16 protein-coding genes are annotated in these 14,273 nt (G+C 37.2%); 13 read left to right on the top strand and 3 right to left on the bottom strand.

Annotated features, from left to right (window positions below):
- Positions 1-85: 85 nt before the first annotated feature.
- Positions 86-1,195, bottom strand: coding sequence for a ribosome biogenesis GTPase YqeH (gene yqeH, locus MF646_RS07100; RefSeq protein ID WP_250095805.1), 1,110 nt, complete (start codon positions 1,193-1,195; stop codon positions 86-88).
- Positions 1,196-1,711: 516 nt separating this feature from the next.
- On the opposite strand from yqeH, the gene MF646_RS07105 reads away from it, so the two are divergent.
- A complete protein-coding gene (locus MF646_RS07105; RefSeq protein WP_250095983.1) occupies positions 1,712-1,852 on the top strand; it encodes a sporulation histidine kinase inhibitor Sda in 141 nt (46 codons plus the stop codon).
- A gap of 181 nt (positions 1,853-2,033) precedes the next feature.
- On the opposite strand, the gene MF646_RS07110 is transcribed toward MF646_RS07105, so the two are convergent.
- Positions 2,034-2,264, bottom strand: coding sequence for a hypothetical protein (locus tag MF646_RS07110; protein WP_250095806.1), 231 nt, complete (start codon positions 2,262-2,264; stop codon positions 2,034-2,036).
- A 374-nt stretch (positions 2,265-2,638) separates the two neighbouring features.
- Between MF646_RS07110 and MF646_RS07115 the strand changes: the two genes are divergently transcribed.
- From MF646_RS07115 to mnhG, 7 genes are read left to right on the top strand one after another with little or no spacing between them, the layout of a single operon-like run.
- Positions 2,639-5,056: a Na+/H+ antiporter subunit A gene (locus tag MF646_RS07115; RefSeq protein WP_250095807.1), complete on the top strand. Its 2,418-nt coding sequence runs from the start codon at positions 2,639-2,641 to the stop codon at positions 5,054-5,056.
- Entirely contained in the window at positions 5,053-5,490 is a 438-nt protein-coding gene (locus MF646_RS07120; RefSeq protein WP_420842487.1) for a Na(+)/H(+) antiporter subunit B, read from the top strand. The genes MF646_RS07115 and MF646_RS07120 overlap by 4 nt, the downstream gene beginning before the upstream one ends.
- Entirely contained in the window at positions 5,491-5,829 is a 339-nt protein-coding gene (locus MF646_RS07125; RefSeq protein ID WP_250095808.1) for a Na(+)/H(+) antiporter subunit C, read from the top strand. It abuts the gene before it with no gap.
- A complete protein-coding gene (locus MF646_RS07130; RefSeq protein ID WP_250095809.1) occupies positions 5,822-7,303 on the top strand; it encodes a Na+/H+ antiporter subunit D in 1,482 nt (493 codons plus the stop codon). Before MF646_RS07125 ends, MF646_RS07130 begins: the two co-directional genes overlap by 8 nt.
- Before the next feature lie 5 nt (positions 7,304-7,308).
- Positions 7,309-7,785: a Na+/H+ antiporter subunit E gene (locus tag MF646_RS07135; protein WP_250095810.1), complete on the top strand. Its 477-nt coding sequence runs from the start codon at positions 7,309-7,311 to the stop codon at positions 7,783-7,785.
- Positions 7,785-8,060, top strand: coding sequence for a Na(+)/H(+) antiporter subunit F1 (locus MF646_RS07140; RefSeq protein ID WP_250095811.1), 276 nt, complete (start codon positions 7,785-7,787; stop codon positions 8,058-8,060). Before MF646_RS07135 ends, MF646_RS07140 begins: the two co-directional genes overlap by 1 nt.
- A complete protein-coding gene (gene mnhG, locus MF646_RS07145; RefSeq protein ID WP_250095812.1) occupies positions 8,047-8,406 on the top strand; it encodes a monovalent cation/H(+) antiporter subunit G in 360 nt (119 codons plus the stop codon). The genes MF646_RS07140 and mnhG overlap by 14 nt, the downstream gene beginning before the upstream one ends.
- Positions 8,407-8,593: 187 nt before the next feature.
- Here the strand turns inward: mnhG and MF646_RS07150 are convergent, their stop codons facing one another.
- A complete protein-coding gene (locus MF646_RS07150) occupies positions 8,594-9,388 on the bottom strand; it encodes a phosphatidylserine decarboxylase (protein ID WP_250095813.1) in 795 nt (264 codons plus the stop codon).
- A 135-nt stretch (positions 9,389-9,523) separates the two neighbouring features.
- On the opposite strand from MF646_RS07150, the gene pssA reads away from it, so the two are divergent.
- From pssA to MF646_RS07175, 5 genes are all read left to right on the top strand, one after another.
- Positions 9,524-10,063 (top strand): CDP-diacylglycerol--serine O-phosphatidyltransferase, encoded by a 540-nt coding sequence (pssA, locus tag MF646_RS07155; protein WP_250095814.1) that lies wholly within the window; start codon positions 9,524-9,526, stop codon positions 10,061-10,063.
- 275 nt (positions 10,064-10,338) lie between these two features.
- Positions 10,339-10,614 carry an HU family DNA-binding protein gene (locus MF646_RS07160; RefSeq protein ID WP_034625140.1) on the top strand — a complete coding sequence of 92 codons (276 nt, stop codon included), beginning with the start codon at positions 10,339-10,341 and terminating at the stop codon, positions 10,612-10,614.
- A gap of 141 nt (positions 10,615-10,755) precedes the next feature.
- On the top strand, positions 10,756-11,562 hold the full coding sequence (locus tag MF646_RS07165; protein ID WP_250095815.1) for a DUF2935 domain-containing protein: 807 nt from the start codon (positions 10,756-10,758) through the stop codon (positions 11,560-11,562).
- 223 nt (positions 11,563-11,785) lie between these two features.
- Positions 11,786-13,222, top strand: coding sequence for a carbon starvation CstA family protein (locus MF646_RS07170; RefSeq protein ID WP_250095816.1), 1,437 nt, complete (start codon positions 11,786-11,788; stop codon positions 13,220-13,222).
- A gap of 113 nt (positions 13,223-13,335) precedes the next feature.
- Positions 13,336-14,214: an SDR family oxidoreductase gene (locus MF646_RS07175; protein WP_250095817.1), complete on the top strand. Its 879-nt coding sequence runs from the start codon at positions 13,336-13,338 to the stop codon at positions 14,212-14,214.
- Positions 14,215-14,273 lie beyond the last annotated feature (59 nt).

Below are 14,273 nucleotides of genomic sequence, written 5' to 3' on the forward strand. Positions count from 1 at the left end.
TAAAACTCCTCCCAACAAAGCGTTCATTTTCTAAAGTCTGTTCAAAAAGGGGTGATTTTTCCCTTTTTGAACAATTGAACGCACCTTATATAATTGATTCTCTAATTGTCACATTAACTCCTTTTGGGGCATATCCTTCTACTTCTATATTCGTTCCGTTCACTGTGACCCATCCTAATCCTGAAAAGACAATGTCAACCTTCTTATCTTTAATACGAAATGTATGCTTTACAAGTGGAGGGAGTGATTCCTTACTTTTGTTGCCAGGAGGCGTTAAAAGCTCTCCTAAATGATTTTGATACAGCTCTTCTGCCTTTTCTCTTTTCGTTCTGTGAATTTTTAGTTCATTTGAAACATAGCAAGTAAAGGATGTTCTATCTCCTGCAACAAAGTCAAAACGACCAAGCCCACCTAAATATAAAGTTTGTCCTTCATTTAATTGGAAAACCATTGGCTTTATTTCCTTTTTGGGCGTAATTACTTTTAGCTCTTGCTTATCTATATAATGAGCCATTTGATGATGATTAATAATTCCTGGGGTATCATATAATGCTTTTCCATCATCAAGTGGGATATCGATCATATCTAATGTTGTACCAGGAAAGTGAGAAGTTGTAATTAACTGCTCAGTATCCCCACCAAATGCCTTAATCATTTGATTGATAAACGTTGATTTTCCTACGTTTGTACAGCCAACAATATAAACATCCTGCCCCTTTCGCAGTCGATCTATCTCAGAAGCAACCTCCTCTATTCCAATTGCTTTTTCAGCACTCATCAACAAAACATCGATCGGCTTTAGACCGAGATCTTTTGCAGACTTTTTCATCCAATTTACTAATCGGTTATGATTAAGTGATTTTGGCAAAAGGTCTACTTTATTTCCAACTAACAAAACATCATTTCCACCGACAAATCGGTGCAGGCCTGGTAGCCAGCTTCCTGTAAAATCAAAAATATCAACAATTTTCACTATCAATGCTTTCTTTTGTCCTAATCCATTTAATATTTTTAAGAAATCGTCATCAGTTAGTGAAACATCTTGTACTTCATTATAATGAGTTAGACGGAAACAACGTTGACAAATAATCACATCTCTTTTTAGTGCAGACGCGGGTGCATACCCAAGACTATCTTTTGACTCAGTTTGGATCGCTACACCGCAACCTGCACAAATTGTATTTCTTTCTTCCATAGTATCCTCCTACTTTTCATCCTTCTTTAACCTACTTACTTCTATTATGAGAGACAATCGATCCATTCATCCCGACAGTTGAATTGCCGATTGTTGACAGTATTTTACGCACTAAATGCCACGTCTACCAAACTTTAACTATACCTTTTGTTATTTTTTTTTTCAAATGTAATGGTCAGAAAACGACGTTATTTCAAAAAAACTGTTATTATTTTCAACTTTTCAAAAAATTTTTCGACAAAACTAAGCACTAATCAACACCTGTGGATAACTTTATACACGCTATCCCCTTAATATCATAAGGGTTTCCTATTGGTAATAAACAGGAAACTAACAACTTATCCACCTAGCAGTGTGGATAATTAGAACAGTTGTTCTATTTCTGAAGTCGTGATAGGATTAAAACACATTAAGGACAACTTAGTAATTTATTCACTTAGAACTGATTCTATTCCTATAAACTTGGCCAAACTAATTACGGAGGAGGTGAACCTGTCGAATTTTGACAGGAAACAAATGCAAAACCTTTCTGATGAATTATTAATTGAGACATATTACAAAGCAGTTGAATTAAACTTGAACCATGATTTTATTGAATTAATACGTATGGAAATAGCGAAACGTTCCCTCTCTGATAAAATAAAACTATCATCATAATGCAAAAGGCAGCCATCACAACGATAGCTGCCTTTTTTTATGTGCCTGTCCCAAAGTCCAGAATAGAGGCGGCAATGGATCCGTTCGCTACTCTCCATGAGTGTGTATGCGACTACTCTCATTGCTTCGGGGTGTCTCAAAGGTTAGTTTTGACACCCTCCTTTATATATAGACTGCCAACTCATTCACTACGTTCTGGAGTACGATTACCAATACGAATATATTCTCTTGGCTGGAACGGGAATGTAGTCGGAACGACATTATCATGCAGTTGTTGGATTGTCACATTGTTCGGCCCATCAAGTCCCTTCTCATGAATCGTACGATTATTAAATTCATTAGCGTACCACCCACCAGAAAATAGGACAAGAAAAATACATACTGCCGCTAACCCCTTCTGCTTATTGTTCATTGTTGTCACTCCTATTTGTGGTAACTCTTTAACGTTCGTCTTACAAAAAAAATACTTGCTTTGTTTATAGACTGTCGCACCATTCCAAAAAATATACATACTTTTTCCAATTTCAATGAAATTAATCATGGACATCCTCTATTTTTTCATTACAAAAAAATTTTTTTCTTTTATTTTTTCTCATTTCTACATATTTAATAAGTTTTTGAAATTTGGTAAATGCTAAGAACGTCTTGGATGCACGTGTCTAAAAAGTAGGTTATACTTTTATTTAGTCTTCGAGGATTGTGTATTTTGCAGGAAAATTTTGAGGGTAAATGAAGAAGGATTTACACAAGTTATAACTGTTTAAAGTAAAGAAGGAGGTATGTCAATTGACGGTTTTACATTGGGCTACAATCTCCCCATTTTTGTTAGCCATTTTGATCCCTTTTTTGTATAAGTACGTAAGACCAATACATACGGGGTGGTTTGTCCTTGTACTCCCGCTCGTCTTATTTATTTATTTCATCCAGTATTTGCCGTTAACGTCCGCTGGAGAAGTTATTGAACACACTGTCCCTTGGGTTCCTTCTCTCGGGATTAATTTTACTGTTTATCTGGATGGGTTAAGTTTGCTGTTTCTACTGCTGATAACAGGGATCGGAACTCTAGTTATTCTTTATTCGATCTATTATTTATCTAAGAAGACAGAGAAGCTTAACAACTTTTATGTTTACTTGTTAATGTTTATGGGGGCTATGTTAGGTGTTGTTTTATCTGATAACTTAATCGTTCTCTATGTATTCTGGGAATTAACAAGTTTAGCTTCATCCCTTCTAATTAGTTATTGGTTCCACCGTGAGAAATCTACTTATGGTGCCCAAAAGTCAATGCTAATTACTGTGTTTGGTGGTTTATCGATGCTTGGTGGTTTCTCTCTCATGTATGTCATGACAGGAACATTTAGCATTCGCGAAATCATTGCTAATGTTGACTTAGTAACAACAAGTACTCTCTTTTTACCTGCAATGCTCCTGATTTTGCTAGGTGCATTTACAAAATCAGCACAATTCCCGTTTCATATTTGGTTACCGGATGCTATGGAAGCACCTACACCAGTAAGTGCCTACTTACACTCAGCAACAATGGTTAAAGCTGGAATCTATTTAGTAGCTCGTCTTACTCCTGTTTTTGGCGGGGCTGCAGAATGGTTCTGGATCTTATCAATATTTGGAATCGTAACACTTTGTTGGGGTTCAATATCTGCCGTTCGTCAAAAAGACCTTAAATCCATTCTTGCTTTCTCCACAATTAGTCAGCTTGGGTTAATTATGTGTTTACTTGGTCTTGGTTCGGCATCTCTTTACTATGGTTATGGTACTGATACGATCTATACAACAGCGATTCTTGCTGCTGTGTTCCATCTGATAAACCATGCTACGTTTAAAGGCAGCTTGTTCATGACTGCCGGAATCATTGATCATGAAACTGGTACGAGGGACATTCGTAAACTTGGCGGCTTAATGACAATTATGCCAGTAACATTTACTATTTCTCTTATTGGTCTTGCTTCAATGGCTGGCCTACCACCGTTTAACGGTTTCTTAAGTAAAGAAATGTTCTTTACTGGAGTGTTGAACTCAACAGAACTTAATATCTTCAATATGCAGACATGGGGGATGCTTTTCCCAATTCTTGCTTGGATTGCGAGTGTATTTACGTTTGTTTATTGTATGATTATGTTCTTTAAAACTTTCACAGGTAAGTTTCAGCCAGAAAAGCTTGATGTTAAGCATGTACATGAAGCACCAGTTGGAATGTTAATCAGTCCAATTGTTTTAGGGTCTTTAGTTGTGATATTCGGCTTATTCCCTAATTTATTAGCTTACACCTTAATTGAACCAGCCATGGCTTCGATCCTGCCTAATTTGCTAGGGCCGGATGACAGATTCTACGTAAACATTTATCATTGGCACGGGTTTAATACAGAGTTATTTATGACGATTGGAGTCATCGTTATTGGTACATTCATCTTCTTAATGATGAAAAAATGGGCTAAGATGGCTTTCTATTTAAAAGAAAGAGATCCACTAAATTGGTTCTATGATCGTTCTTTAACTGGGTTAATTAGCGGTTCTCAATTTGCAACAAGAATCCAAATGACAGGTTTATTGCGCGATTACTTCGCTTATATGTCTGTGTTTATGATTTTGCTCTTTGCTTATACAATGTATCGTTACGATGCATTTGCCATTGATACAGTCAATACTACTGGTATTGATCCATTTATGTGGATCTTATCGATTGTATTTATCGGGGCAACAGTTGTCATTCCGTTTATTAATCATCGGATCACAGCTATTGTCGTTGTCGGTGTCATTGGATTTCTATTAGCATTGTTCTTTGTTGTCTTCCGTGCACCAGATTTAGCTTTAACACAATTACTTGTTGAAACGGTCACAGTCGTACTCTTCATGTTAGTGTTCTACCACTTGCCTGAGCTGCGTAAAGAATCGTTTAAGCCAAGATTTAACATTGTTAATTTAATTATTTCAATTGCTGTAGGTGCGTTAGTAACAGCTATTGCTTTTAGTGCATCTGCCCTTGGAAACGAAGCAGGGTTTGAATCAATTGCTGAATATTTCATTCAAAATTCAAAAGAGCTAGCTGGTGGATATAACATGGTTAACGTAATATTAGTTGACTTCCGGGGACTTGATACTTTACTTGAAGTACTTGTGCTTGGTATTGCAGCTCTTGGGGTTGTAACTCTTATTAAACTTAGAATGACAGGGAGGGAAGATGTGTGAAGAAACAAATCAAATCGAATGAGTTAATGCTTCATACTTTGACTAGAGTTGTCACCTTCCTCATCCTAGCCTTCTCGGTGTACTTATTCTTCGCCGGGCATAATAACCCCGGCGGAGGCTTCATTGGGGGACTAATGACAGCTTGTGCGCTTCTATTAATGTATCTCGGTTTTGATATGAAGAGCATGAAAAAGGCCTTGCCTTTTAACTATACGACGATCATTGCAGTCGGACTGTTAATTTCAATTGCAACAGGCGTATCTAGTATGTTGTTTGGCTATCCATTTTTAACTCAATTTTTTGAATACTACCAACTCCCTATTTTAGGAGAGACAGAACTGACTACGGCATTGCCATTTGACCTAGGGATTTACTTAGTTGTTGTTGCAATTGCCTTAATCATTATTCTAACGATTGCGGAGGATGATGCTTAAATGGAAATTCTAATGTCCATCATTGTTGGGATCCTCTTTATGGTCGGAACATATATGATTTTAACGAAAAGCTTATTACGTGTTGTCTTAGGACTTATCCTATTATCACACGGAGCTCATTTGTTGCTATTAACAATGGCAGGATTACAAAGAGGAACACCACCATTGTTAAGTTTAGGATCAGAAGCTTACGCCGATCCGCTACCGCAAGCTCTTATCCTAACAGCGATTGTAATTAGTTTTGGGGTCACATCTTTCTTGCTCGTTCTTGCCTATAGAACATATAAAGAACATAAGACAGATGACTTAGACCAATTGAGGGGATCTGCTGATGAATAACTTAATTATTTTACCAATCCTAATCCCGTTTATTATTGGAACAATTTTAATATTATTTGCGAAGCATCATACAATCCAGCGCGTGATTAGCGGAATCACAGCGATTGGGATGCTAATCCTATCTATCTATATTGCTGTGTTTGTCTATCAGAATGGTATTACTGTTTTAGAACTTGGTAATTGGCAAGCACCATTTGGAATCGTCTTAGTTGCAGATATGTTTGCAACGATGATGGTTATCTTATGTAGCATTGTTGGGGTCGTTTGTTTATTCTTTGCTTTTCAAACGATCTCATCAGAACGTGAGAAGTTTTTCTTCTATCCGTTTTACTTCTTTTTACTAGCAGGGGTAAATGGGGCGTTTTTAACAGGTGACCTATTTAACTTGTTCGTCTTTTTTGAAGTTATGCTAATATCCTCTTATGTTCTTATTGTAATGGGAGGAACGAAATATCAGCTTCGCGAATCCTTTAAATATGTTGCAATTAACGTTTTTGCATCGATTTTATTTATCGTTGGTGTAGCGTACATTTATGCAGTAACGGGGACGTTAAACTTAGCGCAAATAGCAGAACGAGTAGCTGAAATAGAGCAAACTGGTGTGTTGAACGTAATAGCCGTTCTATTCTTCGTTGTTTTTGCAATGAAGGGGGGATTATTCCCACTATACTTTTGGCTCCCGCGCTCCTATTATGGACCGCCTGCAGCGATCGCTGCTTTATTCGGGGGACTATTAACAAAAGTTGGGATCTATGCGATTATTCGTTCTTTCACACTTATATTCACACATGATCCTGGTTTTACTCACTACCTCATTGTAACGATTGCTGGTTTTACGATGATCTTTGGGGTACTTGGAGCCGTTTCTCAATTTGACTTTAAACGAATTCTTTCGTATCACATTATAAGTCAGGTTGGTTACATGGTAATGGGGCTTGGAATCTATTCTACACTTGCTGTTGCTGGAGCAATTTATTACATTGCTCACCATATTATTGTTAAGTCTGCTTTATTCTTATTTGCTGGAGCGACCCAGAAAATAACTGGAACGACCGATCTTAAGAAAATGGGCGGTTTACTAAAAACCCATCCTTATCTTGCTTGGATGTTTTTCATCTCTGCTATCTCATTAGCTGGGATTCCGCCTTTAAGTGGTTTCTTCAGTAAGTTTCCAATTATTTTAGCTGGTTTTGAAGAAGGAAACTATGTAATCGCAGCTGTTGCTCTTGCTGTTGGTCTCTTGACTCTTTTCTCCATGATGAAGATTTTCATCTATGCTTTCTGGGGAGAGCAAAAGCATACAGAGGAACAAGCTAACATTAAAGTTGGCAAACTGTTATTGCCAATCGTACCACTTGTTGCGCTGACAATTGTACTTGGTTTCGCTGCAGAACCAATCTTTGTATATTCATTGCAGGTGGCAGAACAAATCCTAGACCCATCGATTTATATCGAATCTGTTCTAAAGGAGTAGTTGCTATGGCCTTTCAAATATTATTAAACATTGTCATTGCGCTCATTTGGGCCTTCTTACAAAACAGCTATACTGGCGTTGATTTTCTAGTTGGATATGTTATCGGGATTCTAATTCTCTATGTATTAAGACGCTTTTTACAATTTGATTTTTATTTCAGACGAGTATGGGCGTTCATTAAATTAACGTTGCTTTTCTTTAAAGAGCTTATTTTGGCTAACATTGACGTTATTAAAATTGTGCTTAGTCCAAAATTAAATATTAAGCCTGGTATCGTTGCAGTACCAACAAAGCTTGAAACTGAGTGGGAGTTAACGTTGTTAGCATCACTCATATCTCTTACACCAGGTACGTTATCAATGGATTTCTCTGATGACAATAAATATATTTACATCCATGCAATCCATGTACCTGATAAAGAAGAAATGATTCGTCAAATCCATGATACGTTTGAACGCGCGATTTTGGAGGTGACGAAATAATGTTTCATACGATTCTAATGATTGCATTAGCAGCGATGTCGATTTCATTATTCGTCTGCTTCATACGAACAGTTATCGGACCAACTATGCCTGATCGAATTGTTGCATTAGATTCATTTGGCATTAACCTTATTGGATTTATTGGTATACTGATGATGGTACAAGAGACACTCGCTTATTCTGAAGTTATTCTTGTCATTAGTATACTAGCGTTTATTGGTACGATTGCTCTATCTAAGTTTATTGAGAGGGGTGTTGTATTTGACCGCGATTGAGATCATTCTAAGTATTTTCGTTATAATTGGGGCTTTTCTAAGTCTTCTTGGTTCGATCGGGTTAATTCGTTTTCCAGATGTGTATGGACGTACTCATGCTGCGACGAAAAGCGCAACACTCGGTGTTATTTCAATTATGATAGCAACATTCTTGTTCTTCCTTTGGGTTGAAGGAATATTTGCTGGTAAAATCTTGCTAGCTATCTTATTTGTGTTCTTAACTGCTCCAGTAGCCGCCTTAATGGTAGCTAGAGCCGCTTATCGTACAGGAGTTCCACTTTGGGAAAAAAGCGGGCAAGATGATTTAAAGAAGATGTATGAAAAGAAAATGAATGAACCGCAATAATTGAATGCAAAAGGCCCGAAATTGATCGGGCCTTTTGTTTTTTACATTTTTAATGAATGTCTCACATTATTGTCCCCAAGAAGCACGAGAGCGGTTGTACTCGGCATTTCTTGAAATCAATACCCACTACCTTTAAAACTCCGTTAAAAGAGCCGTAGAGCGTTTCTCCACCCATATACAACAATGTTTAAGAGGTTGTCTCCTTTTGGTTTAATAATGCAATCTTCTCTCCTACTCTCACTTCACTATTTTCTTCAATATCTGTCTGCGATAAAAGTCCATTCTCACATAGTAACACTACCGTTGAACCAAAAGAAAAATAAGCCATTTCGTCCCCTTTGTAGAGGCGCTCTTCATTATGGGTAAGTTCGATCGTATTAATATTCATAGCCCCAACTTTGACAATCGCTAGATGTTTGCCATTTACATCAAGTTCTGAAATAACTCGATAATTTCTAGATAATGGTCTTTTTCCATAGCGCAGCCCTAATGTATTAACAGGGTAAGAACGACCACCTAGTTGCCACTGCCTTTTAATAATTCCATCAACTGGACAATGAATTCTGTGATAATGACTCGGACTAAGGTATAAGATAAAATAATGACCATTTAAATAAGGTTCTGCCGCTTGAGCCGATCCAAGCATTTCTTCGATATTATAATCTTGTCCTTTAACGTGAAAGACTGTGCCTTTTCTGAGGTCACCATGCTGAGCCATAATTCCATCTACAGGACTGATTAGACTGTGTGTGTTTTTATCAATAGGTCGTGAACCAGGCTTTAGTTCTCGAATAAACAAGTCATGTAAATGAACGTACTCATTTAATGGTCTTTTCATTTCCGAATCATTTAAGTGAAACGTACGAGCAAATGGTTTCACTAATGGCTTGCTAATTTTTGATCTTGAGAAATTTCTCAAGGCGGATGATGTCAAACGGTGATTTGTAAGTTCAATACATGAACGAAAAAGCAATTTTTTCAATATAATTCCTCCTAGTATTTGTACAGCAGAAACATTTTTTGTTATCTAGTCGATCTCTTCAACATGTGGTATGATTATTATTTAAGAACGTTAATTTTCAATTGTTTTAGTATAAATTTATAAGGAGTCGATGACATGTTCCTTTTACATCAATTGGATCATACCGTCAAAAAATTAAAAGGGCAAATTGCTAATGCCTTAACCCTTTTAAATTTAGGACTAGGTGCTTTTGCTATTATGTTTATTTTACAAAATGAATTACGGTTAGGACTTCTTTTTATTACGATTGCCGCACTAACTGATCGCTTGGACGGGGCGGCTGCTAGACGCTTTAATAGTACTTCTGAATTCGGTAAACAATTAGACTCTTTAAGTGACATCATCTCATTTGGTGTAGCCCCAGCATTTCTATTATATCAGGCAATTCTGTTTAGTTTCGGTTTACCAGGTATGTTTGTTACAATTTTCTTTATTGCTTGCGGTGCAATTAGATTAGCTCGATTTAATATTACCGAAAGCACAGGATATTTTGTTGGGTTACCTATTACTGCTGCTGGTTGTATTTTAACATTTCAACTGCTTTTAGTTCCTTATATTGCTCCATTTTACTTTTTGATCATAACATTAGTACTAGCTATATTCATGATTTCAACATTTTCAGTTCGGAAAATGTAAGAGGTAGACAAATTAGTCACCTCTTATTTTTTTACAAAAATCGCGGTCAGATTCAAAAAAATGAGGGATCATGTCAAAAAATGAGAAAAAAATGGGATAATATGCTTTAATTTCCGCTGAAAGTCTTGACACCACTAGGGTTTCATTATTAAATAAAGTTGCGGCTTTATTTTTAGCTTGTCGAAACAGGACAGTTATTAAAAAATGAAGAATGAACATTTCACCACATGGATGGAAGTGTTTTTCAAAACATGGTATGAAAGGGAGTTTTTTTCATGAACAAAACAGATTTAATTAATGCAGTATCGGAGCAAGCAGACCTTTCTAAAAAGGATGCGTCAAAAGCGGTTGACGCAGTTTTCGACAGTATTACAACAGCTCTTGTTGAAGGTGGAAAAGTTCAACTAGTTGGCTTTGGTAGCTTTGAAGTGCGTGAGCGTTCTGCACGTAAAGGACGTAACCCACAAACTGGACAAGAAATTGAAATCCCTGCTACTAAGAACCCAGCATTCAAGCCAGGTAAACAACTTAAAGACGCTGTAAACGAATAAGATTAGAACATAACGATGAGACAAGCTCTCATCGTTTTTTTTTATTCGATTGTTTTTGATAGTCTTGATATTTGCCTCATATTGCTCTTTATAACAACATATTGTTGATTGAGTTACTATCCTTAAGGGAGGTTTCGTTCATTGAATAACTTCTATCATACCGCAGTGTTTGAACATCAATTTTGGTTACAGGTTTTAGGTGATCATGCTAGATTTATTCGAGATACTCTGTCTCCAATGGAAACAGAGTTTGTCCAAACAGCTATAACTTTTATTGATACGTTTGATTCACTCCTTGATACGAGTCGTCAAAATCCTACTATGGAACAGCTTCAACGTCTTACTGAACAAGCAAATGAGCAAGCACACGAAATTAGGGCTTTTAAGCTTGAAATTATTCGTGAACACTTGGTCGGCGACGTAACGATAGAACTTAGTCCGACCTTTTTGAATCATATGGTAAATGAGGTTGAAGAGTATTTGCGAATTCTCCCTTACTTATTAGAGCAACAAGAACCTCCAATTGCTCATCCGCTCCACCATCACTTAGTCTGGCTTCTTGATGCAGCCGGTCATGCTGGTGGTGTTAACGATTCACTAGATTTAGTTGAGAAACAGCTGCAAAAGCAGAGTCAAGCCTTTACGAAACGTTTTGAGCAGTTTTATATTAAAGCAGTTGAAATGGCTGGGTATTTACGGGCAAATGTTGATCAGTTTCCTGCTCTTGAACGGTTTAATGAAAATGTTAAACTTGAGCTTATTTTGTTCAAAACATTTTTAGAGGAACTAGAAGAATTGGAAATGACGAATAAACTCTTAGGTACGCTTGATCAATTAATGGCTGATCATATGGCACGTGAAGAATGTTATTACTTAGAAAAATTGGCACAATCTACACATCTTGATTCACCTGACTGTGATCCAACAAAACCGAGATCAAAAGAATAATTATTTGAAAAAGATGATCCTACTTTAAGGTCATCTTTTTTGTCATAAGTGAATTGGACAAGCTAAACCTTTCTATGAAAGTAAAAAAATAGCCTCTTTTACTTTGTAAACGCTTTAATTTAATGAATTTAAAGTTTTTTCAGAAAAATATATTGATTCGTTTGTAAGAAATAGTTACAATACGTATCATACTTAGATTTTTCAGATAATTGGAGGACTCATTATGTTTACTTTTCTTTTTGCGATTGCGTTTCTAGTTATTGGCTATTTTATTTATTCTAAAATTGTGGAACGCATCTTCGGTATAAATGATCAAAATAAAACACCTGCTTATACAAATTCTGATGCAATAGATTACACACCGATGCCATGGTGGAAAGCAAGCTTAATTCAATTATTAAATATTGCTGGTCTAGGTCCTATTTTTGGTGCTGTGGCTGGTGCATTATATGGCCCTGTTGCTTTCATTTGGATCGTTATTGGTTGTCTTTTTGCTGGAGCAGTTCACGATTATTTTTCAGGAATGCTATCTTTACGTCATAATGGAGCACAATTTCCAACCTTAGTTGGCCGTTACCTTGGTAACACAATGCGCGTTATGATTAACATTGTTTCAATTGTACTTATGATTTTAGTAGCGGCAGCGTTCACTGCTGGTCCTGCACAATTAATTGCCAGTCTTACACCACTTTCTTTTACAGTAGCACTTGTTCTTATTTTTGCTTATTTTCTAGTTGCTGCCGTGTTACCAGTAAATCGCATAATTGGCCGGATTTACCCTATATTTGGTGCCATTTTAATCTTTATGGCTGTTTCAATTGGGATTGCGTTATTATTAACAGATCGCCCCATCCCAAATCTTACATTTTCTAATTTACACCCTGGTGACTTACCAATTTGGCCTTTATTAATGGTTACTATTTCTTGCGGGGCAATCTCTGGATTTCATAGTACGCAAAGTCCGATATTGGCACGTACGATCAAACGTGAATCACATGGTAGAAAAGTGTTTTACGGAGCAATGGTTGCTGAAGGAGTCATTGCACTGATTTGGGCTGCTGCTGGTATGACATTCTTTGGTGGTACTGGTGGTCTTCAAGAGGCACTAGCTGCTGGCGGGCCTGCTGGAGTGGTTAATGAAATTTCAACTACACTTCTTGGTACACTTGGTGGAATACTTGCAATTCTTGGGGTTATTATTCTCCCAATTACAACAGGTGACACAGCGCTACGTTCTTCACGTATGATGGTATTTGAATTAGTTGAGAAATTCTTTAAAGTTCGAGGGCTAAAAGGGGTGTTATTAGCAACGATCCCTGTTACTATTCCAGCCTTTTGGCTTTCAACGATCGATTATACATTTTTATGGAGGTACGTCGGGGGGACAAACCAACTCGTTGCTACAGTCATGCTTTGGACAGCAGCAATGTACTTATTAGAATCACGTAAATTCCATTGGATTTGTGGAATTCCTGCGTTATTTATGACAGCTGTTGTTTCGACTTATTTCTTATATGCACCAGAAGGGTTCTCTCTTCCATATGAATTGTCACTTGCCATTGGTGGTGCGATTACTCTTATTGTTGCTATTTGGTACATGAATAAGGTTCGTAAAGCTCATAGACAATCAGTAAATTCATCAAGCTCACATGCTGCTTAATTTATTTAAGGTGTCCTAGAAGAACTCCCTCTAGGACACCTCTTTTTCATACTCTGATTATTTCCTCCTTGTAAAGAGCAATCTAATAATGATTTTTTTAAAGGAGTGATCATATGAAATATAGTGAGATACAATCTAAACAAACGGACGGGCAACCTTCTCAATCTCAGAATCACCAACCAGGTCTGGAAAGTAAGATGACCCCCTTACCGGTCTATGATGATCCAAACTATAAAGGAAGTGGAAAGTTAAATAATAAGGTAGCACTTATCACTGGTGGTGATAGCGGGATTGGAAGAGCTGTTGCTATTGCCTTTGCGAAAGAAGGAGCGAAGGTAACCATTGTCTACCTTGAAGAACATGATGATGCTAAGCAGACGAAAGAAGAAGTTGAAAAATATGGTGGAGAGTGTCTGTTGCTTTCTGGGGATATAGGTGATGAATCCTTTTGTCAAACAGCAATAGAACAAACGATTTCTTCTTTTGGAAAGTTGGATTGTTTAATAAATAATGCGGCTGAACAACATTATCAAGAAAACATTGAAGATATCTCAGTTGAACAAATGGAACGTACCTTTAAAACGAATATCTTCTCTTGCTTTCATTTTATTAAAGCAGCCATGCCACATTTACAAAAAGGAAGTACGATTATCAATACCGCTTCCATCGTTGCATATAAAGGAAATCCAGTTTTAATGGACTATGCTTCTACAAAAGGAGCAATGGTTGCCTTAACTCGCTCGCTCTCTCAAAGTATTGTATCGAAAGGAATCCGGGTAAATGCTGTGGCACCTGGCCCTATTTGGACCCCTCTAATTCCTGCATCGTTTCCTGCCGATCAAGTGGCTACATTCGGAACGAGTAGTCCTATGGGCAGACCAGGACAGCCGGCTGAATTAGCACCAAGCTACGTGTACCTAGCCTCTGATGATTCATCTTACGTAACAGGGCAAGTTCTTCATGTAAATGGTGGAGAAGTTATTAATGGATAGAGGCTAAATGAATTTTCATAAGTCACCCAAGTGGGCTGGGTGGCTTATTTTTGTGTGAG

The organism is Halalkalibacter alkaliphilus, assembly GCF_023555415.1.
GTDB classification, from domain to species: domain Bacteria; phylum Bacillota; class Bacilli; order Bacillales; family Bacillaceae_D; genus Halalkalibacter; species Halalkalibacter alkaliphilus.

What these genes read in the sequence shown, in the direction of transcription:
- yqeH (WP_250095805.1), bottom strand. Translation starts at nt 1,195, where the DNA reads ATGGAAGAAAGAAATACAATTTGTGCAGGTTGCGGTGTAGCGATCCAA.
- MF646_RS07105 (WP_250095983.1), top strand. Translation starts at nt 1,712, where the DNA reads ATGCAAAACCTTTCTGATGAATTATTAATTGAGACATATTACAAAGCA.
- MF646_RS07110 (WP_250095806.1), bottom strand. Translation starts at nt 2,264, where the DNA reads ATGAACAATAAGCAGAAGGGGTTAGCGGCAGTATGTATTTTTCTTGTC.
- MF646_RS07125 (WP_250095808.1), top strand. Translation starts at nt 5,491, where the DNA reads ATGGAAATTCTAATGTCCATCATTGTTGGGATCCTCTTTATGGTCGGA.
- MF646_RS07130 (WP_250095809.1), top strand. Translation starts at nt 5,822, where the DNA reads ATGAATAACTTAATTATTTTACCAATCCTAATCCCGTTTATTATTGGA.
- MF646_RS07135 (WP_250095810.1), top strand. Translation starts at nt 7,309, where the DNA reads ATGGCCTTTCAAATATTATTAAACATTGTCATTGCGCTCATTTGGGCC.
- MF646_RS07140 (WP_250095811.1), top strand. Translation starts at nt 7,785, where the DNA reads ATGTTTCATACGATTCTAATGATTGCATTAGCAGCGATGTCGATTTCA.
- pssA (WP_250095814.1), top strand. Translation starts at nt 9,524, where the DNA reads ATGTTCCTTTTACATCAATTGGATCATACCGTCAAAAAATTAAAAGGG.
- MF646_RS07160 (WP_034625140.1), top strand. Translation starts at nt 10,339, where the DNA reads ATGAACAAAACAGATTTAATTAATGCAGTATCGGAGCAAGCAGACCTT.
- MF646_RS07170 (WP_250095816.1), top strand. Translation starts at nt 11,786, where the DNA reads ATGTTTACTTTTCTTTTTGCGATTGCGTTTCTAGTTATTGGCTATTTT.
- MF646_RS07175 (WP_250095817.1), top strand. Translation starts at nt 13,336, where the DNA reads ATGAAATATAGTGAGATACAATCTAAACAAACGGACGGGCAACCTTCT.